Source organism: Sphingobacterium sp. LRF_L2 (genome assembly GCF_965644235.1).
In the GTDB taxonomy this organism is placed as follows: Bacteria; Bacteroidota; Bacteroidia; order Sphingobacteriales; family Sphingobacteriaceae; genus Sphingobacterium.
Window position 1 is genome coordinate 149,426 of sequence record NZ_CBFFRI010000003.1, and the last position, 26,896, is coordinate 176,321.

A 26,896-nucleotide genomic window follows, 5' to 3' on the forward strand; every position below is an offset into this window, starting at 1 on the left:
TCCTGATTAAATTTTCTTGAACACCGTATTAATTATCTAGAGGATCAAATGTGCCACCTGACCAGCCGATCGTTGGATAGATATCTACCCCTCTCCAGACATAATCATTATGGAAGGTATAAAAATTGTGATATTCCGGAATATTTATTGCCCCAAAGCCCGTATTCTGTGCTTGAATAGACATTCTAAAATACTTCTGATAGTTCGGCTTCTTCTCGATACTTATTGTGTCCCGATCTCCCTTATTCAAATTATCAACACTCACATCAGTTTGTAATTCAATGCGAATCGTTTCTAATGATTCACCTGATAACAGATGCCATCTGCGCATCCTGCGTAAATCAGAATTACGTTTGTTTTCAAAAGCGAACTCAATCATACGTTCATTCAAAATCAGATCACGCATATCCGCTATACCTGCAATGGATCCTAGTCCATAATCATTGCTTCCTTGTTCTATACCGGCTCGTTGTCGAATAGTACGCACCATGTTTTTTGCCGTGGCCATATCACCCGTTTCATTGGCACAGTCTGCATAATTCAACATCACCTCCGCCAAGCGCATCTCAATCCAATCCATACCACTTCCGCCAATATCGTTCGTTACCGGCACACTCGTTGCTGCCAAAGTAGGTGTGGTAAACTTTTTGGTGTATACCCCCCAGTTGGCTCCTTCAGCGACATCACCAACTTTAGCACCTACGTAGGTCCACTGTCTTCGACTCGTATTGCCACTTAACGGATAAACACTGCCATTGTAGGCAAATGTTGCCGTAAAACGCGGATCGCGATTTTGCCAGAACATGACCGCATCATAGGTATAATTGCCTGCTTGATCGATGCGATTACCATCTTTCATCGGATAAGCCTGAAGGAGCTTCCATGTTGCTCTGTAGGCCTTGTCTGGAGAACCTCCCTCGGTCTGTGGCCGATTTTTTCGTTCTTCGTTATGCCCTCTTTTCGCCAATGTAGTGGAATACGATCTGGAAATAATGGTTTCTTTGTTCGCCGATCCTTTGGTTTGCCAAATTTGTCCATAATTTTCTACCAAGCTATGTCCCTTCGCAATACATAGATCATACGCTGCTTTGTTGGCTTCTAAGGCAGCCTGCCACCTTGACGCATCGTAGGGATGTTTCGGGTCGCTGGTTGGATTAAATTGCGGACTAGCCCAATACAATAATGCTTTTGCTTTCAATGATGCTGCCGCCTCCTGTGTAATGCGTCCCCAATCACTATGCGTTACACCATCCAAGTAATCCACCGCTTTCGTCAGATCATCGATAATTACATTAAAGCATTCGCGTGCACTTGCCCGTCCTTTAACCTGCAAATTGTCTGGATCCTGAGGCTCCAACACTAAAGTAGTTCCTCCATAGACTTTTACCAACTCCAGATAGACCATGGCACGCATAGCATGGTACTGCCCTAAAAAGCGACGCTTAGCCTCCTCACTTATGGTACTCTCCGGGATATATTTGATCGCGTTATTACAACGTGCGATATCCAAATAGCGGTTGCTCCCATAATTCAAGGTATACAAGTTTCCAACATAAAACACATCGTGATTCGTCAACGCGTCTCCATTAATCCCCATAGCACGTGCAGCATGGCCGGCTTCAGAGGCAAAATAACATTCATCATTTGCCAAATGGATCTCCCAACGATTTGGAATCACCTGATGTGGCCACTTCGGAATAATCAGTTCGTATGTTTTATTCAAATGAAAATCAATAGATCCTTCAGAATTCCAAACCACTTCACTCCCCAATCCATTACGATCCTCTAACAGAAAAAATTTATCATCATTACAGGCTGTGAGTACACCTGAAACCAACAGGATACCGAAGCCTTTTTTTAATATTGCCTTTATATTTTTTTTCATCACAATTTCATTTATAAACCAGCACTTAAACCAATTGATATTGTCCGTACCGTTGGGTAGTAATACGCATTATTCGTATAGGGATCTTTATAGGAAAAAGGGTTTACCAAAGTCCAAAGATTGTTACCTGTCAACAAGATACTTGCATTGGATAAACCGAGGCGTTTAGCTGCAGCAGCAGGAACAGCATACTTCAAGGTCATATTATTGATCCGTATAGTTGTTGCATCTAAAGCCCAGAAATCTGCATTTGCACCAACAAGTGGATCATCTGCACGAGGGAAAGTTCCTTCCATCGGATTATCCGGTGTCCATCGATCTCTCCAAAAAGCCATCACATTTTTTGTTGTTGTAGGAGCGGCTCTGGAACTACCATCAATAAACACCTTTCCTCCAAATCTAGCGTAAATATTGGTACTCAAACTCAACGCTTTATACCCTAGGTTAAGTGTAATCCCTGTAGAAAAAAACGAATTCGTCTTATCAAACAAATACGTCTGATCCAATGTCGTTATTAAACCATCACCATTAGTATCCTCATAGATTAACCAACCTGGCTGAGGTACCTGTCCGCCAATACGATAATTTGGATTTTCAGATAAAAAAGCATCCACTTGTTCTTGCGTGCGGAACATACCCAACACTTTATAGCCCACGTTACTGCTGTTATACGTGCGCGGATCTGTACCGAATTGATTCGCTAACCATTTACCGTCCGAGCGATCGGTCTCGAGAAAATTAGCGGTTGGGTAGATCATTTTTGTTACAATAGAATTCCCCCAGCCAAAGTTCATACTCGCTCCGATTCTAAAATCTTTGCCAATACGCGTGTTGTAACCCACAGAAAACTCAGAACCCCAATTGTATGCTTCCCTGTAGTTAACAGGAGGCGCAATAATACCGGAATACAAGGGATTCATGAGGGTTGCCCCTTGGTCAAAACCATCAAAAACTTTATTCTGGAAAAACTCGGCATTAATATTTAGCTTGTTATTTAACAAGGTCGTTTCGACACCAACATTGACAGTACGTTTCTTTTCCCAGGTTATGGATGGGTTTGGATAAGCAGTTGGATTAAGCCCAACACCATATTCGGTTCCGAAAAGATAACCGTTGTCGGCATCTATGGCGTAGCGATCCTGCCACAACCTTTCGTCAACACGGTCATCTCCAGCGATACCAACGTTAGCCTTTAATTTCAAGAAATTAACGAAAGGCACATACTCTTGAAAAAATTTCTCCTGACTTACCACCCATCCCAAACCGATGCTTGGAGACAATCCCCAACGCTCACCGGTCGCAAAGTTCGATGAGGCATCCAAACGAGACACAATCTGCAAGAGGTACTTCTTGTCATAATCATATGCGAATCGGCCGAAGAAGGACCGTTTTGTTCGTTCTGTAATCGTCCGAATCGTACGTTGGGTATTGATATCGAAAGCCCAATATTCGTCCGAACCCGATATCAGCTGATTACTGTATGTCGATGCCAAAGTCTCACCGTATGCCTTCGTTTGCTCAGCCCCCACAACAGCATCAATACTGTGCTTGCCAAAGGTATTCGCATATGACAAGGTCAAGAATCCTTGCGAACTATTCAATCGTGACACCGATGTTTGTAAAGTCGAGCTTGTTGCAGACACTGCTGCATATTCGGGGCTCGAAGTTAACTGCGTAGAGTAAAACTGGTCGTTATTACCCATAGTCGCAAATGTGTACAAGTTATACGGCGGCGAATACGTTGTATTATTATTCGCATCGCCTCCCGTTGAAACCTGTAATTTGGCCGTCAATCCTTTCAAAAATTTAGGTTCATACGATACGCTTGCATTCACCCGATAGCCCTGTAAATTACGCTCATCATAGTAACCCGAGTTTATCAAACCCAAGGGATTGCGTGTTCCTGTACGGACAAAGTTGACCGGTAAACCATTAATTTCCATTGGAATCCAGTCTGGCGTGGAAATCACGGTTTCAAAAAACGTCTGATCCGTATCGTTACCCAAGCCATTTTTGCTCTTCCGGATACGGTTATCAATATTAAAATTAATATCCGCTTTTAAACCATCAATAATGGTAGTCTGTAAACCGCTACGTAGCGTGTACTTATCTTGCTTGGTACCGGCGTAATTGCCATTCTCATTTTGATAACCGCCACCCACAAAAAAGGTTACTTTTTCTGAACCACCCGATAGACTCAAATTGTGTCTCTGTGTCAGTGAAGCTTTCCACAGTTGGTCGTACCAGCTATCCACATTCAAGCCCTTTAAGTATGCCAAATCCGCATCACTGAAGTATTTCTCAGACGAGGCATTATTCATTCTATAGCCCTCGTTCAACATCACGCCTAACTCGTAGGCCGACAACATATCCGGTTTTCTAGCGGCATCTGTAACCCCTGCATAGCCATTATAGGAAATACTGGGTTTACCCACTTTACCACGTTTGGTCGTGACCAAGATAACCCCTTTTGCACCTGAAGCCCCATAAATAGCTGCGGAAGCATCCTTCAGCACCGTAATGTTCTCCACCATAGAAGCGTCAAGATTATCGAAAACCTCACTTTCCACGGTAATACCGTCAATGATATACAGAGGTTCACTGGTTGATCCGATACTTTGACCGGCTGTACTGGTTGTGGAATTACGTACATTCAACGTAATCTGTGCACCTGGACGCCCCGAAGCTTCCGAAACGCCAAGTCCTGCAATACGGTTGCGTAATGCGGCGGCAATATTCGGCGCAGGGATATCCATGAGTTCTTCCCCTTTTATTGTAGCGACAGATCCAACAATCTCCGAACGCTTCTGCGTCCCGTATCCTGTGACGATAACCTCATCGATTGCCGCATTTGATTCCTCTAATGTTATGGTGATCTCCTGTTGACCGGCAACATTTACTTCCTTTACGTTATAGCCGACATAGCTGACAATTATAACAGGATTTTCTGCAGGAACATTGATACGAAAGACCCCATTCTGATCTGTTCGCACCCCTGCCTTAGACCCTTTGACGAGTACAGTAACACCAGCCATAGGGATGCCATTTGCATCCACAACCTTTCCCGTAACGTTAACCAACGCCTCTGCTCTCGACGTATAACCGCCCAACGTATTGCTCGCCGCGATTCCAGCTACCGGTGTGGAAAGCACACATGCCAACGCTAATCCCTTAACCAATTTCCGAAAAGGAGTTGGCAAATTTATATTGTTATTTAGCATTATTAATTTAGTTTACACATGAATAAGATGATAAATACACTCCAAAAACCTATGGTCTCCATTTTGGATCGCCGGCAGTAAACAGTGTTGCATTGATAATGGTCAAGTCACTGTTCGCGAAATTGGTTTTATCCGGTGCTTTAAAAACTAGTTCCGAAGACAACGAAGAACGTACAATACCTGCTGCTGCCAATCCCTGAGTCGCTGACGTGCCCCATGTTGCATCAGACGTAGCAACAGTATTCGTTGCGGAAATTGAAGTCGGGGTCCGCGTATTAAACGAACGCGCACCTGCAGTATAGCCAAATAGTGTATTCCTGACATTAAAGCTACCTATCGTACTTCCGGTCCGTGCCATGTCGAGAATATATCTGTTATCGTTTGGCGCCTGAAAGAAGGTAGAGCTTTCAATATTCATCGCATTCAAATGATTAACGGCTGAACTATTGTATCGAACAATCCACGCCGCATTGATAAACGTAGAGTTTGTTAGGTGAACATTATTTACAACAGCATCCACATGGTCTACCTGTAGCACTCCTTGCGCACCTATATTCTGCACAATAGAGTTATTAACCACATAATCTTTCACCGATTTTATGCCCGCACTTTGCAAACGCAATACACCAACATGATCGGATATCCGACATGCTTCAAATTCTATCTTTTCAAAGGTTGCCGCAGGCGATAAATTGAGGACGTAAGTGCTTCCAATAGCTCCTTTTATTTCCACATCTTCGAATTTAAGGAGGCTAATTTGCGATGCTTCTGCAACACCAAAAGAGGATGACATCTGTATCAGTGCCTGAGCACCAAATCCCGGCTCACTCATGATGGTTACATCACGGTTTAGCTGAAATGCCGTTGTGATCGTATAGGTCATCCCTCTCTTCAATACAATGATACTCCCCGCTGGCACCGTATTTAAGGTTGTCTGCAAAATCGTCGGATCGGCAGACGCACGCAAATCTAAATACCCCGCACCCGTCACATCCGGTTTAGTGGTGAATTCCAATACGCCCAATGATCGGCCATCATACCGTAACAACTTGGCCACGTATTGCTTCCCTGGTGTCAAACCTTCCACTAGCTTGGAAATTACGGTAGTATCTTTTATATTAAATTCCTGTTTATCTGTCCCCTCTGCTGTTTCTAGCTCCAAGGTCGTCATCTCACCGTGTCTGCCCCAGCCCAATATAACGGCTTTGTCCGTCCGGTTCCACACTTTTATAGCCCGAAACATATCAATAGGTCTAAGCTGGAAGCTCGCTGCTGTCGCCCAATCCGAAGAGCCTGTACCTGTACTCGCCACTGTACGCACTCGAGCATAATAATTTTGCAATGGCGTAAGCTGTTCATCATTCAGAAACAAAGAAGTAGAGTCGATCACCAAATTTAATGCGGTTTGACTATCATCTTTAAACGTCTCATCCGTAGAGATCTGAACCTCATACGACAAATTCACTGTCGGACGGTCTTTGCCTTCCCAAGCCGCAAACCCTGAACTCCATGACAATACGAGTGACGTATCTGCATGATTTATAGTAATACCGCTCCCCATCTCCGTCAAGCTTGTAGGCGGGCCTAAAGTCGCCTCCTTGTTACACGCGCTAAAGCTCACGACCAAAAAAGCCAAGAACAACGCCCCATAAAATAGCCTCATTGGATTAATCTTTTGAAATCTCATGATAATTAGGTTATTTAATTAATTTGCATTTATAATTTTTGTTTATCCAAACAACTGAAAGAACCTGATTTACTCTTAGTAAATAAGAAAAGAATAAAGGTTTATTAGCCGTATATAGACAAACAGGTTTATACATTTTTTCATGTACGAACCAAGGGTTAGTTAAAAATCGTACTTGAACATTGGTATTTTAAGGGCACACGAAAGGCGCCTCTGACGTTTACATCTGTCATTGCCCTACGTCCTAAACAGCAAGTGCTTATTATTTTTTTGAAACATCATAATAATAGGTTACTTAATTAATTTTTATTTATACAAACAGCTGAAATCAAATATTCTCATCAGATACATATCTGATTTCAGGTTAATCAATCGTATATCGACAAACAGGTTTATGATGACACGGTGTACGAACGTTGGTTAGCTACAAACGTACACAAACATCACTCCGCTAATACGCCTCCTAAAGTACTCTTTTTTGATTTTTAATTCGCTCTTCCCATCGCTTTCCCTCCTCCTTTAAATCATACCCTTCCTTCGCCAGGTAATTATTTATTCTCCCTTTGTACTTCCCGAACACAGCGTGTTTTTCTTTTGATCCTGGTTGCGCCATGGCCAATTCACGTGCCTCTGTCAGATTTGTCAAGATGTATTCCTTCTGCACAACAGTAAGGCTAGGGATCATTTCTTGAAAAGCAACATAAGTCTTTGGTAATACACCATAGGTCATTCCATTCTTCACGCCATCAACTTGCTCTTTTGTCAATATCTTGGAAAGACTGCGCACATATTTAGCATTCAGCTTTTGCAATTTCTTTGCTTCTGTTTCTTCTATTTTGGCAATTTTAGCTTGTTGCGTTTCTTTGTCAGATGAAAATTTCTGCTTAACAGCTTGGATTTTCTCCTGTTTAGATTCGTGATGCGTATTGACATGATCATAGTCATTAACAACCAATCCTCGAACCTTGTAATACTGCACACTATCAGATATGCCCAATGTTGCCACTATTTTATCTGCCCGTTCTGTAATTACCTTTAGATACTCTTGTCTCGCATTTTGTGCTATAGACACGTTTCCGATCATTACCAGAAAAAGAAAGTAAACAATTTGTATTTTTTTCATCTCTCTTTAATTTATCTCTTATTTAAGATCCCATAGGATATCACACTTAGCCTTTTTAGAATATAGCGGATAAATTCTGCAAAACAATTTCAAATCCGTTTATACCTATAATTGATTAATTCAAAGTAACGCATTCTTTACATGGGAACTTTATAAGTGATTATCTATTTATTGTACGATATTATCAGCAGAAAAACACAGATACACATAACAAACCAAACTGAATACCAATCCATTAGCTTAAACACAAAACCTAATTTAGAATACAAAATCCTTTGGCTCTACTTACTGTAATTTTCACGGAATGAAATTTCATTCAAGTCAAGCAAAATATAGGGTATACAGGTGAAAAAGAGAACTTCACCGAAATCGCCGACAAGCATATCAAACAAACTGTAAATTCATCAGTTAAAAATTAAGTTTTCAACTAAAACAACATCAGATTTGCGCCAAAGGTCTTTTAGGCGCAAATCTGATGTTTATGATGCTATTATTGAATTTCGACTAATATCCATTATTTTGATAACCTTCTGGGTTACTTATCGCATCAATTTGTCCCTGTGGTATCGGCCGTACCTGATGTACTCCATCCACAAAATATTGTCCTACATCAGGATTTTTTTCGGTGAGATAAGCTTTTGTCAATTTACCTACTCTTTTTAAATCATACCACCGGCCATATTCTCCGCAGAGCTCCCGAGCACGTTCGTCCAACAGAAACTGTAGACTAATATCGGTCGCAGAAATCTGCTGACCACCAACGCGGTTTCTTAGCACATTGATATAAGATGCCGCAATTGTATTCGAACCACGCAAATAAAACTCTGCTTCCGCAGCAATTAAATAAACCTCGGCCAAACGCATAACAGTGGCATAAGCATCACTTGTATAGCTATTCGTCCGCGGGCTGATAAGGGATCCCGAATTGAACTTTGTGAGTGAAGGATAAAACCGTATAAACGGATTATCCACTTCTCCGGGTTGTTGATTGACGCGTGTGTATTTCATCTTTACTCTTTTATCATCACTATAAATATCCGCAAGATCAACCCACAAGTATTTCTGCGAAAGTTTGTCCGCTCGCTCTGCTTCATATAATTCCTCTTCTGACCGCATTATTTTTATCGCCAAAGCACTATTGGCGAGATTCGTTCCTTCAGGTACAGCGTTACCTGAGCGGTCATATTGCACGATTGCATCTCTCGTCCAATTATATGTAGTATTCGCTGTCCAACTGGTTTGAAATGACATCTTATAGCGCGGATCCAATGATCCATCAGCATTTCTAAAAACATCCATCAAATATTTTGTAGGCATAAAATTTCCTCCCGACCATCTTCCGATCTCCAACTGATAACCTGCCAACAAAATAGCTCCAAAAGCCGTTGGTGTAGCGTAAAAACGTTTAAAATCATTATTGTGATCGTAGACATTCGTTGACCCATAATTCTGCGAATACGTAATCTGATACAGGGCCTCGCTGTTATTCTTATTATGCGTTTCGTCAAAATTAAATGTGAAATCGTCGTATAATTGTGTGCCATAAGTTCCAGGATTTTCAATTAACTCTTTTGCAACAGTTAAAGCCTCTTCCAAATAAGAGTCACTTCCATATTCTTTTGTTTGGAGACAAACTTTAGCAAGAAGACCCAAGGCTGATTTTTTCGAAGGTCGTCCTATTTCCAAGGCCGAGACGGGTAGGTTTTCCACCGCAAAACGCAAATCCGGAATAATGGCTGATTCGTAGATCTCTAAGGGAAGACTCTTTACCGACTCCGTATTCGCGGCAGTTGTTTCGTGAAGCGTTAAGGGGCAAGCACCAAACTGTTCAACCAAATGAAAATAATAAAGAGCTCTTAAAAAATAAGCTTCAGCTACGCGTTGCGCTTTTTCTTCATCACTATTAAAATCCGTGACCTGATCTACACGATCTATAACTAAATTACAGTAATTAATCGCATCATAAGCCCCATTCCAATAATCTTTTGCCATATCGATAGACATCGCTCCGCCAGATGCATACTTCATATAATTTTGGTTATTATTCGAATTTAAATCCGCGGTCCAAATATCTGTCCCCCCTTCCGTAACGAGCAACAAATTCCGTCCATAAAAATATCGAGGCAAATCAAAATAACAGCTGTTGATTAATTTAAGATACCCTTCTTTCGTTGTCGCTATTTTATCTACCGTTACTCCGGACGGATTAATTTCCTCCAAAGAACACGAGACAAAAAATAGACTAATAAACAATATATTCCCAAATAAAAATTTCTTTTTCATGTGTAACATAATTTAAAAAGTGATGTTTAGGCCCAAAACAAACTGTTTTGTCAATGGAAAGTTATCCGAACCATTCGATTCGGGATCCTGATACTTCAACAAGTCGCTTTTTGTAAAAATAAATGGATTATTAGCTGTAGCATATATGCGGAATCGCTGCATGGCTAACCTTTTTGTCAATCCTTTCGGCAAACTATAACCTAATGTGATATTCCTAATTTTAAAATAAGATCCGTCAACATATTTCAGCGCATCAAATCCAATATATCCACTTGTGGTAGAATGTAATCCAGGTCTAGGTAAATAGGCATTTGGATTTTCAGGAGTCCAGTAATCGATGTCGTCTGGACTATTTGCTTCTGAAGTTGTTGGATTATATCGCGTGATTAGGTTACTCGATATCATTTGCCCCCAACGAGCCGTTACAAAGATACTTGCATCGAAATCCTTATAAGTAACATTATTCTGTAGACCTCCTGTCCAATTCGGGACTGCTGATCCAAGAATGACTTTATCATTGGCACCATAAGCATGTATTCCATCTTCATTAAAAATACCATTTGTAGCTAATTTAATATCGCCAGGCAAAGCGTTATACTTGGCGGCTTCGCTTGCTTCACTTTCCTGCCAAATACCTAAGTACTTGTAATCAAAGAACGTTTCTATCGGATGGTTTAAGAATAAATTAGTCGAAATAAGATCCTTGTTCCCTGGTAACGAAACTATACGCTCTTTATTCGCTGCAAAAGTAATTGTCGTCTGCCAAGAAAAATTATCTCGTTCTATATTTTTTGTGTTTAGTAGAATCTCAATTCCCTTGTTATTGGTAGCACCTACATTTTGCCACATCTTAAATGGAGATCCCCAAGACCCACCCAATGATGCTGGCATGTCACGTAAATACAAGAGATCTTTGGTATCAGCATTATACCAATCTGCAGTTAAATTAATCCGTCCTTTTAAGAACTCTGCATCGAGCCCCACATTCGTGGTATACGATTTTTCCCATCCTAAATCGGCATTTGCTAACTGTTGGTTTAGAATAAATGCGGCTCCTGCATTGTCTCCAAATCCAACAGGTTTGGGTGCATTATATCCTCCAGCTTGCGTCCCGTAAGCTCCAACGCCTCCCGAGTTCCCCGTTATACCATAACCAACACGCAGTTTAAGGCTAGAAACGCTAGACGCTAAGGGCTGAAAAAATGATTCATCACTGATTCGCCATGCCACAGCTCCCGCAGGAAAAACGTCCCAACGATTTCCTGCTGACAAACGAGAAACTCCGTCCCAACGACTTGACAATGATAGTAGGTATTTTCCTTTATAATTGTAATTCAATCGACCGACATAAGACATGGATTGACTACCGACATAAGAAGATCGTATAATGGATTTCGTCGCCGCACTCAAGTTGTAAAAGGAATAAGAATCCAAGTCAAAACCCGAACCGCCTGCATAAGCCTGTTCCGATTGATTTTTTGCCCAAGATGTTACTCCAGTTAAGGTAAAATGATGATCGTCAAGTAAATTAAACTCATAGCTTAAAATATTTTCCCAGCGGTAGTTATACTCCCTATCATTAATAATCACTGCTGCCGGAACAGAAAAACCTGCCTCAGGATTCGCAATAGATTGTGTACCAAAGTATTTTCCATTCCTTGAGGAATTTAACGTGACGCCAAGTACAGATCGAAACGATAAACCTTCTATCGGCCTAAATTCAAAATACCCATTTCCTGTAAAATAGGTACGTAAAGTATTATTCACATACTGATCCTTGATTTGATCAGACAGCGGATTTGTCACCCCGTCTACAGGAACATGCTGAATGTTCCCTTCTGCATCAAAAGCATCTCCTAAAGGAAGAAATGTGAGCGCATTTCCAAAGATATTTTGTGCTGCCTGATCATTATCTGAATAGGTTAGCTGCAGATTCGTTCCCACTTTAAAAAGCTTAGATAACTTATGATCTATATTTGCACGAACGGCATATTTCTTGAACTGATCATTTTTGATCATCCCTTGTTCATTATTGTAATTTAACGATAAATAGGCATTAGTTTTTTCGCCACCTCCATTTACTGAAAAACTATAGTTCTGTTGAATACCATCATCTAATATCAGATCAACCCAATCTATCCATCTGCCTTCTTCATAAGCCGCCAGATGCGCTGGGTTAGTCAATATATTGTTCATAAACTCCGGGTAATTCCCATGTTCGCCACGATAGGCCTCTCTCTTCAGTTTAAGATAGGCATCGCCCGTCAAACCATGTGGATATTTAGGAAATCCATTATAACCAAAATACGAATCAAATGCCACGGTGGTCCGCCCAGCTTTACCCTGTCTTGTTGTGATGATTACAACACCATTGGACCCTGCTGAGCCATAAACAGCTGTCGATGATGCATCTTTCAAAACGTCAATCGACTCAATATCGCTGGGATTCAATTGGGAGAAGTCGCCAGGAATCCCATCAATGATATACAACGGATTGTTATCTCCATAAATAGATCGGCTACCTCTCAATGTAACATTTACATTGGCCCCAGCCCTTCCCGAAGATTTCATAATATCCATACCGGATACTTTACCCTGCAAGGCCTCCATCACATTGGCAGTTGGAGTTCGCATAATCTCCTCTGGCTTCACCGAAGCTACGGCTCCCGTAAGATCACGTTTCTTCACCGTGCCATACCCCACAACAACCACTTCTTCTAAGACATCTATTGGTTCTAACGTTATATCAAACGCCGTACGCCCAGCAACTGCAATTTCCTGCGTTTTATAGCCTACAAACGAGACGACAAGAATTTCATTGCCGTCGTTTAAACTTAAGCTGAATGTTCCATCGCTGCCCGTTTGCGTGCCCGTATTTCCATTCTGCCCTTTGATCAGTACCGTTGCTCCCTGTATTGGAAGCCCAGCTGCATCTATAACCCGACCTTTAACATCTATTATTGTTTCCTTAGACGCAATGAATTCGGGGGATATCCTTATAGCAGAAGTTCCTGCCACGGGAATAGAAATGGCGAGAACAAGCAATGCCGGCAAACCGCCCTTCAGCAATTTTCTCTTGAATAGCATAGTGTGATTCATGGTTTAAATAGTTTATCGTAGTCTCTTCCCTACACGTAATCAACAAATTAGCACAACACTCCGCTTAGGATATTGCTGCACAATTTGAAGAACATAGATTGATGTAGACCTCAAAGTAACATATTCTTAACAAGACATTCCAATGTAACATTATCCACTCATTATAGCATATTAGCATCTGAAAAAGATAAAAAACGTATATTAGCGGACCGATATCAATATTGTAAACCATTTGCTAAACAACGCTTTCACACGATATGAATACTCATGCTTCTAATAACAGACCTATAAGAATATTCGATATATAAAAGCTAAAAAGCAAACCAAGTGTAAAGATCTCAGCATTACGGATGAGATCCTATACAGATAAGTAATTATAGACATATGAAACCTTTATATAGAAAACTTCCGGCTAAATTAGAGAATTCTTTCTCTGCAAGGCATGATGTCATGCCTAATTTCGGCAACGTATGGCACTATCATGAGGAAATTGAATTACACTATACCATTCGAGGAGAAGGTGTACGTTTTATTGGTGATAATATCAGCTCCTTTGCTCCAGGAGAAATTATTTTAGTGGGCGAAAAGTTGTCACATGCTTGGCGTTGCAAAGATGAATACTACCAGAACAATCCGGAATATAATATAGAAGCCATTGTTTTACAATTTTTGCCCGATTGTTTGGGAAAACAACTTTTACAACTTCCTGAATCTTATCTAATTCCCAAACTATTTGAAAAAGCGAAAAGTGGCATCATCGTAAAAGGCGAGACCAAACATCAAGTCGCACAGTTGATGTATGACTGCGTCAATGAAACCGGCTTAGGCAAGATTATCTCTCTACTACAAATCCTTAAAACGTTGGCAGAAAGCGAAGAATGCGAAACGATTGTCAAGACGCAGACTACCTTCCATCAATCCAACGAAGCCGACAATATCCGTCTAAACAACATCTTCAACTACACACATGCGCATTATAAAGACGATATCACATTGGAAGAGGTCGCAAGCATTGCAAACCTAAGTATCACTTCTTTTTGTCGTTACTTTAAAATGATGACACGAAAAACCTACTATGACTTTTTAGTAGAAATCCGTATAAGTCACGCCTGCCGCCTTTTGGTAGAGAATAAGCTTCCTACGGAGGTCATCTGTTTTGAATGCGGATTTAATAATGTCTCTAATTTCTATCGACATTTCAAAAAGGTTATGGGATTGACGCCACTAGAATACAAAAAAAGATACCTAAGCAGAAATTAACACACAAAAACAACCGTTGTCAATAGATAAGTTTCTTAACAAGCTTATCTATTGAACGTCCAATCCATCAATATATACCCCCTCTGCATCTACAGCATGCAAAATCACATAGTATGTTCCGGCATTAATCATCGTCCCTGTGTTGGTGTTAACATAATTCCATTTCCCCTCACGTGTAGGATCCAACTGCAATTCTTCGGCCGGCTTTAGGACTTTTCCATCTGGCATCTGCACCTCAACGCGTAGCGACCTGCTTTCAGAAAACGGGTTATGGTATTTTAAGGTTAACGAATACACATCTGCGACACCTACTTTGACTTCAAAGACCAAGCGGCCATCTTTTTCCTGAAATTGTAACCGTTCTTGTTTCAGAAAATCGACTTTATGCATGCCTGTATACGTTGTCACCATATTCGCTTTATACGTATCTGTCTTCTTTAAATCATAAGCAGGCTGTAGTCCACTTTGAATCTGAAAAGCAAAAAAATCATCCTTAGGCAGTTTAGGAAGAACAAATTCTTCCTCTTTAGCCATCACTTTACGATACACCTGATACACCTTTCCCTCATTATTCCGAACAGAATCGCCAGTTGTTTCAAATCCCGCAAAGTCGGACTTTGCCGTCCCCAAAATATATAAATTGGTAGGATAACGGAAAGAAACTACGGCGTCACGTACCATACCCGGAAAGAAATCGGCTCCATAAAGCATACCAGGCAGATGCTGAAACGTATATTTATTTTCGGCATCATACTGTTGCCCGATGTCCATCCAGGATCGAATAGCGGGAATACTGTCTTTTAACAAGCGTAAGTTATAATGTCTATCAACAACCTTAATTTGACCATTAGCCGATGTAGAAGCCACCGCAATGGCCTGAATCAATGCCTGTCCCGCAGCAACGTTAGGAAAATGAATCAATAACTTGCCCCCTTTCACCTGCACATTATATACACGTTTTAGTGCCGTATCATGTCCAACTTCCTTCCATATATCCAACTTTCGTTCGACGATATCCTCATTAATTGCAATATCAAAAAGTCGTCTACCTGCTGCATTTTCACCTCCCCCGGTTCCTATCCATGGCTCCGCGAAATAAAGCTCTACCCGGTAGTTTCCATCTGGCACATCAAACCTGTAGCTTAATTGATTTTGTCCATAACGGAACGATTGCAATAAAGGCCAATCTGCAACTCCCTTGATGGGATCAAATACACGTCTTTGGCTAGCAAAGAAAGGTTGAATCCCTCCTTCATAAGCATCTGTCCAAGATGCACTTCCCCAGTCCGAGGTCTCCTGATAAGGTTGATCACTTGCCCATTCCTGACCAAAATGATCGACATATCGCTCCCCACCACAATTCACACGAAAAAGATATGTCAGGTGTTGATCTCCCTTCAACAACGTAGAAGAGTGATCTACCATGCGATCAAAATTCGGACTTGGTGGCAAGTTGAATAACACAATCGTATCCCGAACCACCGTTTTTCCATTAATTCGTCCCTCAGCATACAACACATTATAACGCACATCTGCACCATCAAAAACAAAAGGCCTACCGAAACCTGGACTCTTCTGAATGCCCAACGAATGCTGTTGCACATCATTAAATAGTTCCACCTCTTCACAATTGGAATAAATACGGATGTCATTCTTTATTCCCGGCCCCTCCCAACGGTTTGGCCAAGTGTGTGAAGCGATATACAACATCGGATCGCTTTCTCCATAATGTGCCCGATACATAAAATAAGCATCGGTAGGTTCTCCCCAAGGGGTTAACAAACCCTTGTAATTCACTGGCCCAACCTTATCCAGATCACGGAGTGCCTCCCCCCCCTGCACCCTTCCCGGATTATCGTGCGAATTCCACAACCAGAGATAATGACCTATAGCTTCATTTTTCACCGAATCAGCCAAACGAAGCTTGGTTTCTAATATCGATGTAAAACGATCTTCACTATACACAACATGATTAGGTAAATAAGGGGCCTCACTATGCAGTTCGAGTGTTCGCCAAGCACCGTATTCTCCAACCAGTAATTGTTTTTTTAAATCTTCTCCATAGGTATGATGATCCCCTCCGTAGGTGCCCGTCCAATTCTGTGGCACATCCCAGTCTGTTCCACTCCCGCCATTGCAGGTCGTAACCAACCGTTGTACCGATGCCGTAGGGTCCATCGAACGAATAATATCGGTACATTCCTGTGCAAAATCAGCCGGCAAAGTGCTCTCATTCTCCAATCCCCATAGAAAAACAGAAGGGCTATTTCGTCGCTCTTTTACCCATTCACGCAATAGTTGTTTAAAATTATTTCGAAAATCTTCCCTATCAAACCAGATATGGGCAGCCATTTGCGTCCATAGCAAAATACCGTTTGCATCCCAAAATTGCTGATAACGAAGATTATGAGGTTGATGCGCATCCCGGAAAGAATTAAATCCCATGGCTTTCATTTCGCGCACGCGCGCACTTATTTCCTCTTCAGCAAAAGCATGTGAATTTCCAAGCTTATGCTCATACTCAGCGATACCATGAATGAATACTGGTTTTCCATTAACCAGCAGTTGATTCGTTCCCATAGGCTTTAATCCCTTAGGCCAACGAATACTCCTCACCCCATAAGGGGTACGTTCCACATCCAGTATACGACTTCCGTCGCGGATAACCGTTTCTAATGTATAAAGATATCCCTCCTTCGGCTGCCATAGGTGTAGATTTTTTAAGTATAATGCCGATAATGCAAATACCTTTGTGGATAGCGCACTGATCTCCAATTTGTCGAAACTGCTTCCTATTCTTTTTCCAGAGGCTTCTAAAACATGCGTTTCCACCGTCAATTTGCGCATTTTACCCGAAGAATTACGCAACTCTACGGTCTGATGTATGGTAGCGGATTTTTCGGTTGCTGTTTCATCATTCCAATAATGTACACCAAAAGGAGCTATGTTTACTTCATTCTTCACGAGCAAGCTAACCGGACGAAAAATTCCCATAGGCTGAGATCCTTCCGAAAAGCCACGCTCGGTTGAACAGCCACCATCGACCCAAGGCAAATCACGTATTTCCGCGGGATGATCCGCCCGGACAGCCAACAGGTTCAACCGTCCATCTGTGTAAATAAAGTTCGTGACGTCGATGGTAAAAGTGGTACGTCCTCCGGCATGATACCCGACTTGTTTCCCGTTGAGCCACACTGTTGCATAGGAACTTACACCTTCAAAGAACAAATAAAATTGCTGCTGTTTATTTTTTTTAATGATCGTAAATGTTTTTCTATACCATGCATAACCATGTAAATTTCCATGGATCAACCGGCGATATCCATCATAACTATCCCAATTGTGAGGTACGTTTACTGATTTCCATGTCCCATCTTCCTGAAAATCTTGTTTTTCAAATCCCGCATAGTGTAGTGAGTCTATACCATTCATTGTGGTACGCCAACCTTCATCAAGCTTCACCATTTGCCGAGGTTCTTGCGATTGAGCAAATAATATCCCGTAAAAAAAGAATATGAAGAGAAAAATGAGCTTTTGCATTAGTTGTGTAAATTGAGCTCCGGATCGAAGCGGTATAGTTTATTTTTCTTTGTTGGAATTTGGACCGTCTTTCCTTTGTAGCGCAATGCCAAATGATTTCCGACAAGGGAATGAACACATACGGATGTCAACTCATGGTCTTTCCACTGGAAATCTACGGTAAATCCTCCCCGCGCTCTAAAGCCCTTCACATTACCGTCAGGCAACTCGCGAGGCAAAGCAGGCAGAAGATCGATGTAATCTCCTTGACTTTGGAGAAGCAGCTCACCTATTCCAGCAGCTCCGCCAAAATTTCCGTCAATTTGAAAAGGAGGATGTGCGTCAAAAAGATTTGGATAAGAACCTCCAGACTTGCCTGCAGGCCTGAGCAACATCTTGATCATGGCATAAGTATGTTCCGCATCCTGTAGCCGCGCCCAAAAATTGATCTTCCAGGCTAAACTCCAACCGGTACCATCGTCACCGCGCATCAGAAGCGACTGCTTGGCGGCCTGTAGCAAACCGGGCGTTTTATCTAGGTTGATTTCATTCCCAGGATGCAGCCCCCAAAGATGGGAAACATGCCGATGTTTATTATCTGGATCGTCCTTATCTTCCAACCATTCTTGGAGTTGACCATACTTACCAATTTGATTCGGCGCAATCTGTGGAATCATCGCTGCAATAGAATCTTGAAGTTCCTTGTCGCTTCCCACTAATTGGGAGGATGCTACAAACACGGAAAACAGTGCACGTATAATCTGATGATCCATGGTTGGCCCTTTCACCAAACCACCATGTTCGGGAGAGTTTGAAGGTGTACTTACATACCAGCCTGTCTGCGTATCTTTCACCAACACATCCTTGAAGAACAATGTTGCTCCCTTAATCACATCATAATATTCCTTTATAAATTGTGGATCTTGATTATAGCGATAATGTTCCCAAAGGTGGGTCACCAACCAAGCTCCTCCCGTTGGCCATATACCGTGATTGGAGTTATTAATAGGTGATGTACCTCGCCATATATCTGTATTATGGTGTAAAACCCATCCTCTTGCATTATAGTATGCTTTTGCCGTCTCTTCGCCCGCTTTACTCAATTCACGTATCATTTGAAAAAGGGGAGTATGTAACTCACTCAGATTGAACATTTCCGTTGGCCAGTAATTCATTTCCAGATTGATATTCGTAGTGTACTTACTGCCCCAAGAGGGTTCCAACAAATGATTCCAAATCCCCTGCAGATTGGAGGGCTGTGTTCCCTTTCGAGAACTCGCGATCTGTAGATAACGTCCATACTGAACATACAATGCAATCAGCCCTGGATCAGCTAGAGATGTAAAACGCTGTAGGCGCTCGTCAGTCGGTAGAACATCGTTCTCTTGATCCCCCATCTGAATAGCAAATTGACTATACAAACGTTGATAATCTTTTTGATGCCTGGTAAACAGACGATCAAAAGACTGGCGGCAAACCTCTTGGTGATGCTTTTCTGCGCTATCAAAATAAGCGGGCTGAACATGTAGGTAGTCACTATAGTTTGTTGCTCCCGTCAATAATACGTCGACGCAATCAGCAGCTTCTACATGCAGAATCCCGTCTTGCTCGTAGAGCTTTCCACCTTTCAATTTCAAGGTTACAAAAGATGTCGCCTCTAACACTCCTCCCTTGACCTTCACCTGCAGTGCTAAGCTGTGCTTATCAATCTGCCACAAGCGTTTGTTCGCATGTTTACTAGCTAGCGTAACGGAGAAATAAACTTGCTTGGGTTTATCCGCTGTCAATCGAATCCCAATAAGGTTATCGGGATAGCTAGCAAAATAGGATCTTGAAAACGAAACATCTCCTTGTTTATAATGCACTTCAACTAAACCACGATCTAAATCGAGACTACGTTGATAATCTTCGGTCTTCCCATCAGGAAACGAAAAACGCAAGGAGCCAAATGGTTGGTAAGAAGCCTGATAAGTCCCTACTTTGGGGACATCGGCGTCTTGTATCCAATATTTCCACAAACCCGCCAGGCTAATAAAACCACGCTTCACATTGCGCAATGCTATGGTCTCCTTTGGGTCTTTGTATCCCGCAATACCTCCTTTTCCTGTGAGATTAATAACCTGTATAGCGATGACATTTCGACCAACCTGCAATATTTCCTTTGGAACTTTATACAGACGCTTGGCTTGATCTCCTTCTGTATGACCGACCCATTTCCCATTGATATAGGTAAAATCCTGTTCCCGTATTTTGTTGAGATCCAGTATCCAGTCTTCTTGAATATCTTGAGCAGTAAGTTCAAAAGAGTTTCTGAACCAAACCGCTCCATCAACACCTTCCAACCCAACTTCCTCCCAGCCCTCATATGAAGGAACAGGAATAGATTTCCATCCTCCGTCGTCAAAATCATATGAAATGGGCCCCTTAGGATTGACGCGTTCTTTTTCGATTTGGTGCAACCAAGCTTTATTATCTTCAGAGAGACTTTTAAGTCCCATGAACTGCTCCATAGCTAAAGCTTCGGCTTCCGCTTGCTTCCCCTCGTCCAACAAGCTTCGAATAGGCGCTAAATACTGGTGTGCCCCGGCGCGGCTATATGCTCGAGGTTCTCCCGTCCATAATGTTTCTTCGTTGAACTGCACCTCTTCCTCCTGATCACCACCAAAAATCATAGCTCCTAATTTCCCATTTCCGATAGGAAGTGCTTCCTCCCAGGACAAAGCGGGTTGCTTATACCATAAACGCGATTGTGCGTGTGTTACCACAACGCACAATAGGCCTACCGAAAAAAGAAAGAGTCTCAACGGCATAGTCTTATTTTTTTGGTTCTATATTATAGCGTAAGATGACGGCCTTATCATCTCCTTCTACAATTTTAGCCACTTCACTAAAATTATTCCCATGGATAACCACATCTAAATTCTCACTTCCTTCAAGAGCTAAAAAAGTACCGGTTCCTGCACTTGGCGAATTATTTTGAATGTTTACTTTCTTTACGTCTTCAAACACCAACAAGGGCCGATTTACAACAGGTGTGTAATTTTGAATACCTTGAATTTCCAATTGTTCCACACGCTTGGCTTTAATAAAAGGTTCGTTTGCAACATCCACCTGTACATTACTAAACAGCACTTTATTTGCATTTTCCAATGAAAACCCAGCTTTGGCTTGCATATTAATATTATTGAAACTCACATTCTCAATTGGCATTTCATCCAGACCTCGTAAAAGACCTACGCGATTGGCTGTACCTGTCATATCACTGATGAAGATATTTCTAAAAAGGGGAGTCCGCTCACTCACAGCTTCCACATCCGTTTTAGCATATTGCATATCCATAACAATAGCTTGGTCACGAATATCACGCATCACAATATTGCTTACGCGGATATTTTCAACAATTCCTCCACGGCCTCGTGCGGTCTTCAATCGGATGCCGCGGTCTGTACCGTCAAATATGCAGTTGGAGATGACAATATTTTTCACCCCTCCTGACATTTCACTACCGATGACAACTCCTCCATGTCCACGTAGCATCGTGCAGTTCGTAATAGTATAATTCTCCGCAGGGATATTTACCTGGCGTCCAGAACGATCCTTACCGGATTTAATCGTGATACAGTCATCCCCCACGCTGATGTGGCAATTTGCAATACGGACATTACTGCACGACTCGGGGTTTATGCCGTCCGTATTTGGCGACGGTGGGTTATCAATCGTTATACCATCTACAGTCACATTATCGCAGTATTGAGGATTGATGGTCCAAAATGGTGAATTTTGAATTTTGACATCCTTAATTTGTATATTTTTACAACGGAGGAACTGTATAAAGGGTGGGCGAAGGAAACCGCGTTCGATCCAACCGGGTAAATCTGGCGCAAGTACATTGGCATTTAACCGTTTAAATTCTTTTTGCCATTTACTATCTTCTTTTTGCTTTTTAACCTCTACCTCCGAGTAGCCCCACCATTTTTTTCCGTGTCCGTCAATTATTCCACGACCAACAATAGCGATGTTCTCCAAGTCGGCGCCATAAAATAAGGGGGAAAAGTTCGTTACTGCAGTACCCTCCCAACGCGACTCTACCATAGGGAGATAGTCGTCAAAATTATCGCTAAAATGCAATTCCGCACCAGCATCTATAAATAAGGTGATATTGCTTTTAAAATGTATGGGCCCTGTTATGTATTTTCCGGCAGGGAAATATACTGTACCGCCTCCTTTTTTAGCAGCAGCCTCTATAGCCCGTGCAATAGCCTTCGTATTCGTCCCTGTACTATCGTTTTTTCCACCATAGCTCAACACGTTATAAAATGGCTGTGCCTGCGAGAGCGTAACTACGCCTATAAATGCAATTAAGGCGACTAATTTCTTTCCTATCATTTTAAGTTAACTGTTAAAGATTTCATTTTTTTTGACTGTGCCACACATTTGCCATCTACATATACTCGCAGTCCTTTTCCTTGCTGATAACGATCGCCTGTTTCATCCCAAAAGATGTCGATCTGTTTTCCTTTGTAAGAGAGCTGTTGTAATGCAAAATAAGACCATTTACCTGTCGGAACCAATGGCTTTATCGAAAATTGGTTACCAAGCATTGGTTTAAATCCGATAAGATCTTGAATAATTACATCCGCAAACGTAGAATGATTGTAGAACTTACTGCGCGGATCGTCGCCCTTCAACCAATCGCCTGTACGTTCATCCTGATACTCGCCGATATAGGGTTTTCCATACATCACATGAGATTTTGCATACTGTGCAACCTCCTCATAGAAGTCTGCAGGAACAAGGCCGCCTTTTTTCTTGTAATCCACAAGCAGATTCGCCATCCCACGCAAAGTTTGCGAACTAGCGAAAGGCCAAATTGCACCATCCCACTCACAACTATGTCCCGTGCCCCGTGTACGGAAGCTCGGCTCCCGACGCTCAGCAGTCGTCAAACCCCAAGGTGCTTTAAATCCTGCGCTGTCCGTTACCTGCGACCAGGCTTTAGCATAGTTCGCATGGTCAGGTACTGCATGAAAATACCAAGGAATAAAGCCGATAGCCTCCCGGGCAGGGTGAAGCCCACCTTTGTGTAGACGTGTCTTGAAGAATTGGGCATCCGTATCCCAGAGGGAATCGAGCAGTAACGCTTGCAAATGCTCCGCTTTAAGATCATAGGTACGTTTCATCTCTGGTCGATTGGCTAACTGTGCCATCGTGGCCAGTGCTTTTGCATTGCCATACATATAGCTGTTAATCGTCGGACGCATATTTTCTTCTCGTCGTCCTCCTGAAACAGACTCTTCCATACCATCTTTGACATCATGTTGCCAAAAAAGACCATTTTTCAGCTGCCTTTCCTTTTCCCACACCTTATAATCTTTATCAAGATCGTCTACGCGACTGAGCAAATATGGTTTATCACCTGTAACCATATAATAGGCTAAAAGTGCGTCTGGAAGCCAAGAGCTAAATTGATGAAACCGTGGTTTTGTTTGTCCTTTATCGGCATGGTAAAGCCAAAAATCCACATATTCCTTCAAAAATTCATTATTTCTGAGCCAGCGGCCTTCATAAAGGTGATGCCCCAAAGCACAGCTAATGGAGTTGTATTTTCCGGCGTGTTTTACAGCTGTAATAAACTCTGTAACAATCGTTCCCTCTTCGGTTTTTTTGATATGCTTCCTAAATGACCACCAGCGAAAATAATAGATTTCTTCAATTGCAGAATCCGGGCAGTCCAACAAGGGAATATTATCTTTCAGCCATATTGCCGATTCCTTATTCGGAATCAGGTTGACAACAGCTTCGTCATCATCTGCATTAAACTGCTCCACATAAGTCTGAAGCTTCGCCTTCAGATCTACCTGCGCCCAAGTGAAACAGGGCAATAAGAACAGGATTCCTACTACTAATTTTTTCATCCGTATCATCGTTATCTTATCATCAAAATAGTACGCCTTTTAGAGCTTTGTCTCTCCATAATACCCAAACAAATCGTCCAGATCGTCGCCTTGATTATCCACATCTGCATTATAAGGATTTGACAATTCCTGATCACTGACAAAGCCCAGAATCACTGCCTCTCCTTTCGGGAGCTTCAACGTTTGGTCGCCAGCAGCAAACGAATAGGTATGAATATCTAGCATCGGCATATACTGTATTCGCAGAGCATTCCTAACCTTCGCATCAGCCTGTCCATAATCATTGGCCGAGGCATCAATCTCCAACACTGGTTTAGGCGCAAACACTTTATCTTCACTGTTAAAATAACCCACAAGCACCTTAACAGGTTGGTTACTGTTAAACTGTAGTGACGTACCTTCGATCTTCTGTCTTTCGGAATTGACTTGAACAGCCTGCAAACCTTCCAAAGTTTCCGGTAGATGGGTAACCACCAATTCCTGATCCTTATACAGCTTTGCTCCTTTTTTTAATACAACAAACGTGGCATCTGCTGAAAGACGTACTGCTGCAGATTGCATTTTTTTATTCTCTTTTTCCACAGGTTTCGACAGCATGGATAAAGAGTCTATCGCCTTCTTAAAGTTAGTAAGTTCCGCTTCATAAACAGGTAACAATTCTGTCCAATGTTTAAATGTTGCGTCGACGCCACGCATTGGAATTTTCCGCTGTTTTGTTTGCATACTATTAGCATAACGATAGGTATCCTTGGTTAGGTCCGCTAGCACCTGATACGCTTTCACACTCGCTTCGAGATTTGGAATAGCTGCCCGTAAATCCGCGATATCCCGGGTATACTTATAAGTCAGTACCTGCAAAGCTGCTTTCACTTTCGTACTGTAATGCTCCGCCAATGCTTGATGCATGTAAATATCTTGCAAAACACGCTTTAATTCTGCTTTGTTCTTGGTTCCTTGTCCTATAGAAGCAATAAGCTCTACGGCACGGTCTCCATGAGCCACGATTTCATTGGCCACTTGTAATGGTGTTTCGCCAACGTGGTTTTCGCCTTTTGCCTCTTTTTCCGCATAATCCACAATCATCTCACCTTCTGGCGCTTCTGATTCATATAACAAGGTAAAAAGTCCATACCGGTAGGGATTGATCAACTGCGTCATCAACATCCCCAAGGAGGAAGTCTGTCGATTTCCATCCGTTATTCCGAAACGACGCAATATCTTGGGAGATATTTCGCCCACTTCTTCTAAAGCGCGAAGCAACGCTATACTTTCCTTCTTCTCTAGGCCATAGTACGCTGCAAGGCTATTCGACCAATACACTTCCTCTTCCGATTTTGTATATGCGACCTTCCAGGCGTAGCGTGCCCATGCTTTATACCACATCCAATCGCGATCCAATTGTAAAAGACCACCGTCCACTTTATCTGCAGCATAGGGCCAATCCCAATAGGATGCCTGTGGATAGATATGCAACCCATTCGATAAATGAACATCGTGCATGGCTTTCACCGATTTTTGGATAAAATCAGGAGAGGCATAACGAAAAGGCTCTAAATTGGCTAATATATGCACATTCTGTATATGCACAGTACCTATCTTTCCCAAGTTCTGATGAAGTTCAGCCCACTTTCCACGTGGCGTATAAGTAGTCAAAGCCTCTCCATTATACTTGGCCATAGTATAAAGGTTTTTATAATGTGGCAAAGCTGCTTTCATCACGGCAGGTGCATCGGTATCATGTGCGCGCAGGATGACAGGAGGTTCAACGTCGCTATGAATACGCGCTAATCCATCCTTTACCCCTGGTAAAATCGTCTGCGTAAACCAATTGATATCATCCTGACCAACACCTTCCATCGCCTCACCCAGCGTAATCAACAAGCCTACATTGGGGTATTTCTCAACAAAGGCAGCGATAGACTGACGTGTATAATCCGAAATTAACGGCGTAATCACGCGGTTTCGTTCCTGTGTCTTTAAGCCGTGCTTATCGGCAAAAGGCTTCGGCAAGATGATATTATAAAACATCTGAATTACCCAGATCCCCCTCTTATTCGCCTCTTCAGTCAAGAATCGGTAGATCTCCTCATTCTTTACAAAAGTCTCCTCATCCACTTCCAACGCATAGGGATAATCTTTTAATTTAACAAGCGAAGAGAAGGGATGTCCATTCCAGAGATAAAGCGTATTATAACGATTCTCGACAAGCATATCGAGGTAACGCGTCCAAAGTTTCTTATCGTAAAACCAAGGAAAAAGATCCGTGGTATAGGGGTATTCATACACATCACGACCGGGCAAATACGCTGTTTTCTGCATACCGATACATGTCCCACGAAGCACCATTTCCGGTGCATCAAAAAGCGCTATGGTTTTGCTTTTCTGCAAATTATGTGTCACTACTTCCTTACAGGCATATAGAAGACCTGTTTCGTCCTTTCCAATCACAAATAAGGGGGAGCGCGGCCCTTTCCTATACACAAGAAAAGATTCCGACTTATTCAGCTTACGAATCAGTTCCTGGGGAATCCATTTTTCCCAATTATTGCCACTATGCAGACCGACGATAATATCATGATCTGAAAATTTATTTATTGTTTCTTTTCCTTCTTCTTTCACGAAAGAGCCATCGGACAATACATCCAAATGCCCCAGTGCATATTGAAATCGTTCTGCATTTGTCACCCCAGCAGAAAACTGGATTAAACGAATAGATGCTGCAAATGAACACGTGGAGCCCACGATAATAAAAAGAAATACTATAGATTGTTTCAAAAAAAGCTTCATATTTTACAGCTATCAGTACCTGTATAAGGGATCAATTTTGATAAGATCCTTCACAATAAGCGCCCACGAATGGTGAGACCAACCCTTATACCCGCACGTAAATCAACGGTTTCTCAA

The 26,896-nt window shown here is 42.1% G+C and carries 12 protein-coding genes; 1 reads left to right on the top strand and 11 read right to left on the bottom strand.

The window, feature by feature from the left end; translation table 11 throughout:
• Nucleotides 1-28: 28 nt before the first annotated feature.
• From ACSZOX_RS06695 to ACSZOX_RS06720, 6 genes are all read right to left on the bottom strand, one after another.
• Nucleotides 29-1,885 (bottom strand): RagB/SusD family nutrient uptake outer membrane protein, encoded by a 1,857-nt coding sequence (locus tag ACSZOX_RS06695; protein WP_437919075.1) that lies wholly within the window; start codon nt 1,883-1,885, stop codon nt 29-31.
• Between the two features lie 11 nt (nt 1,886-1,896).
• A complete protein-coding gene (locus ACSZOX_RS06700; RefSeq protein WP_437919077.1) occupies nt 1,897-5,106 on the bottom strand; it encodes a SusC/RagA family TonB-linked outer membrane protein in 3,210 nt (1,069 codons plus the stop codon).
• Between the two features lie 49 nt (nt 5,107-5,155).
• The gene (locus tag ACSZOX_RS06705) at nt 5,156-6,793 is read right to left on the bottom strand and encodes a DUF4957 domain-containing protein (protein WP_437919079.1); all 1,638 of its coding nucleotides are present in this window, start codon (nt 6,791-6,793) and stop codon (nt 5,156-5,158) included.
• A gap of 463 nt (nt 6,794-7,256) precedes the next feature.
• Nucleotides 7,257-7,916 (bottom strand): DUF3826 domain-containing protein, encoded by a 660-nt coding sequence (locus ACSZOX_RS06710; RefSeq protein WP_437919080.1) that lies wholly within the window; start codon nt 7,914-7,916, stop codon nt 7,257-7,259.
• A 504-nt stretch (nt 7,917-8,420) separates the two neighbouring features.
• Nucleotides 8,421-10,199 carry a RagB/SusD family nutrient uptake outer membrane protein gene (locus ACSZOX_RS06715; protein ID WP_437919082.1) on the bottom strand — a complete coding sequence of 593 codons (1,779 nt, stop codon included), beginning with the start codon at nt 10,197-10,199 and terminating at the stop codon, nt 8,421-8,423.
• A 12-nt stretch (nt 10,200-10,211) separates the two neighbouring features.
• Nucleotides 10,212-13,286, bottom strand: coding sequence for a SusC/RagA family TonB-linked outer membrane protein (locus tag ACSZOX_RS06720; protein ID WP_437919084.1), 3,075 nt, complete (start codon nt 13,284-13,286; stop codon nt 10,212-10,214).
• A 396-nt stretch (nt 13,287-13,682) separates the two neighbouring features.
• Here ACSZOX_RS06720 and ACSZOX_RS06725 point away from each other — a divergent pair, with 396 nt between their 5' ends.
• Nucleotides 13,683-14,558 (top strand): AraC family transcriptional regulator, encoded by an 876-nt coding sequence (locus ACSZOX_RS06725; RefSeq protein ID WP_437919086.1) that lies wholly within the window; start codon nt 13,683-13,685, stop codon nt 14,556-14,558.
• 48 nt (nt 14,559-14,606) lie between these two features.
• Here ACSZOX_RS06725 and ACSZOX_RS06730 read toward each other — a convergent pair whose 3' ends face one another.
• The 5 genes from ACSZOX_RS06730 to ACSZOX_RS06750 are packed head-to-tail and all read right to left on the bottom strand — an operon-like array spanning nt 14,607 to nt 26,779.
• Nucleotides 14,607-18,098 (bottom strand): malectin domain-containing carbohydrate-binding protein, encoded by a 3,492-nt coding sequence (locus ACSZOX_RS06730; protein WP_437919088.1) that lies wholly within the window; start codon nt 18,096-18,098, stop codon nt 14,607-14,609.
• Nucleotides 18,098-20,887 (bottom strand): glycosyl hydrolase family 95 catalytic domain-containing protein, encoded by a 2,790-nt coding sequence (locus tag ACSZOX_RS06735; RefSeq protein WP_437919090.1) that lies wholly within the window; start codon nt 20,885-20,887, stop codon nt 18,098-18,100. Before ACSZOX_RS06735 ends, ACSZOX_RS06730 begins: the two co-directional genes overlap by 1 nt.
• A gap of 4 nt (nt 20,888-20,891) precedes the next feature.
• On the bottom strand, nt 20,892-22,463 hold the full coding sequence (locus tag ACSZOX_RS06740; protein ID WP_437919092.1) for a glycoside hydrolase family 28 protein: 1,572 nt from the start codon (nt 22,461-22,463) through the stop codon (nt 20,892-20,894).
• Nucleotides 22,460-23,992, bottom strand: coding sequence for an MGH1-like glycoside hydrolase domain-containing protein (locus ACSZOX_RS06745; RefSeq protein WP_437919093.1), 1,533 nt, complete (start codon nt 23,990-23,992; stop codon nt 22,460-22,462). Before ACSZOX_RS06745 ends, ACSZOX_RS06740 begins: the two co-directional genes overlap by 4 nt.
• A 39-nt stretch (nt 23,993-24,031) precedes the next feature.
• Complete coding sequence (locus ACSZOX_RS06750) at nt 24,032-26,779, bottom strand: alpha-d-galacturonidase (protein ID WP_437919094.1); 2,748 nt, start codon at nt 26,777-26,779, stop codon at nt 24,032-24,034.
• Nucleotides 26,780-26,896 lie beyond the last annotated feature (117 nt).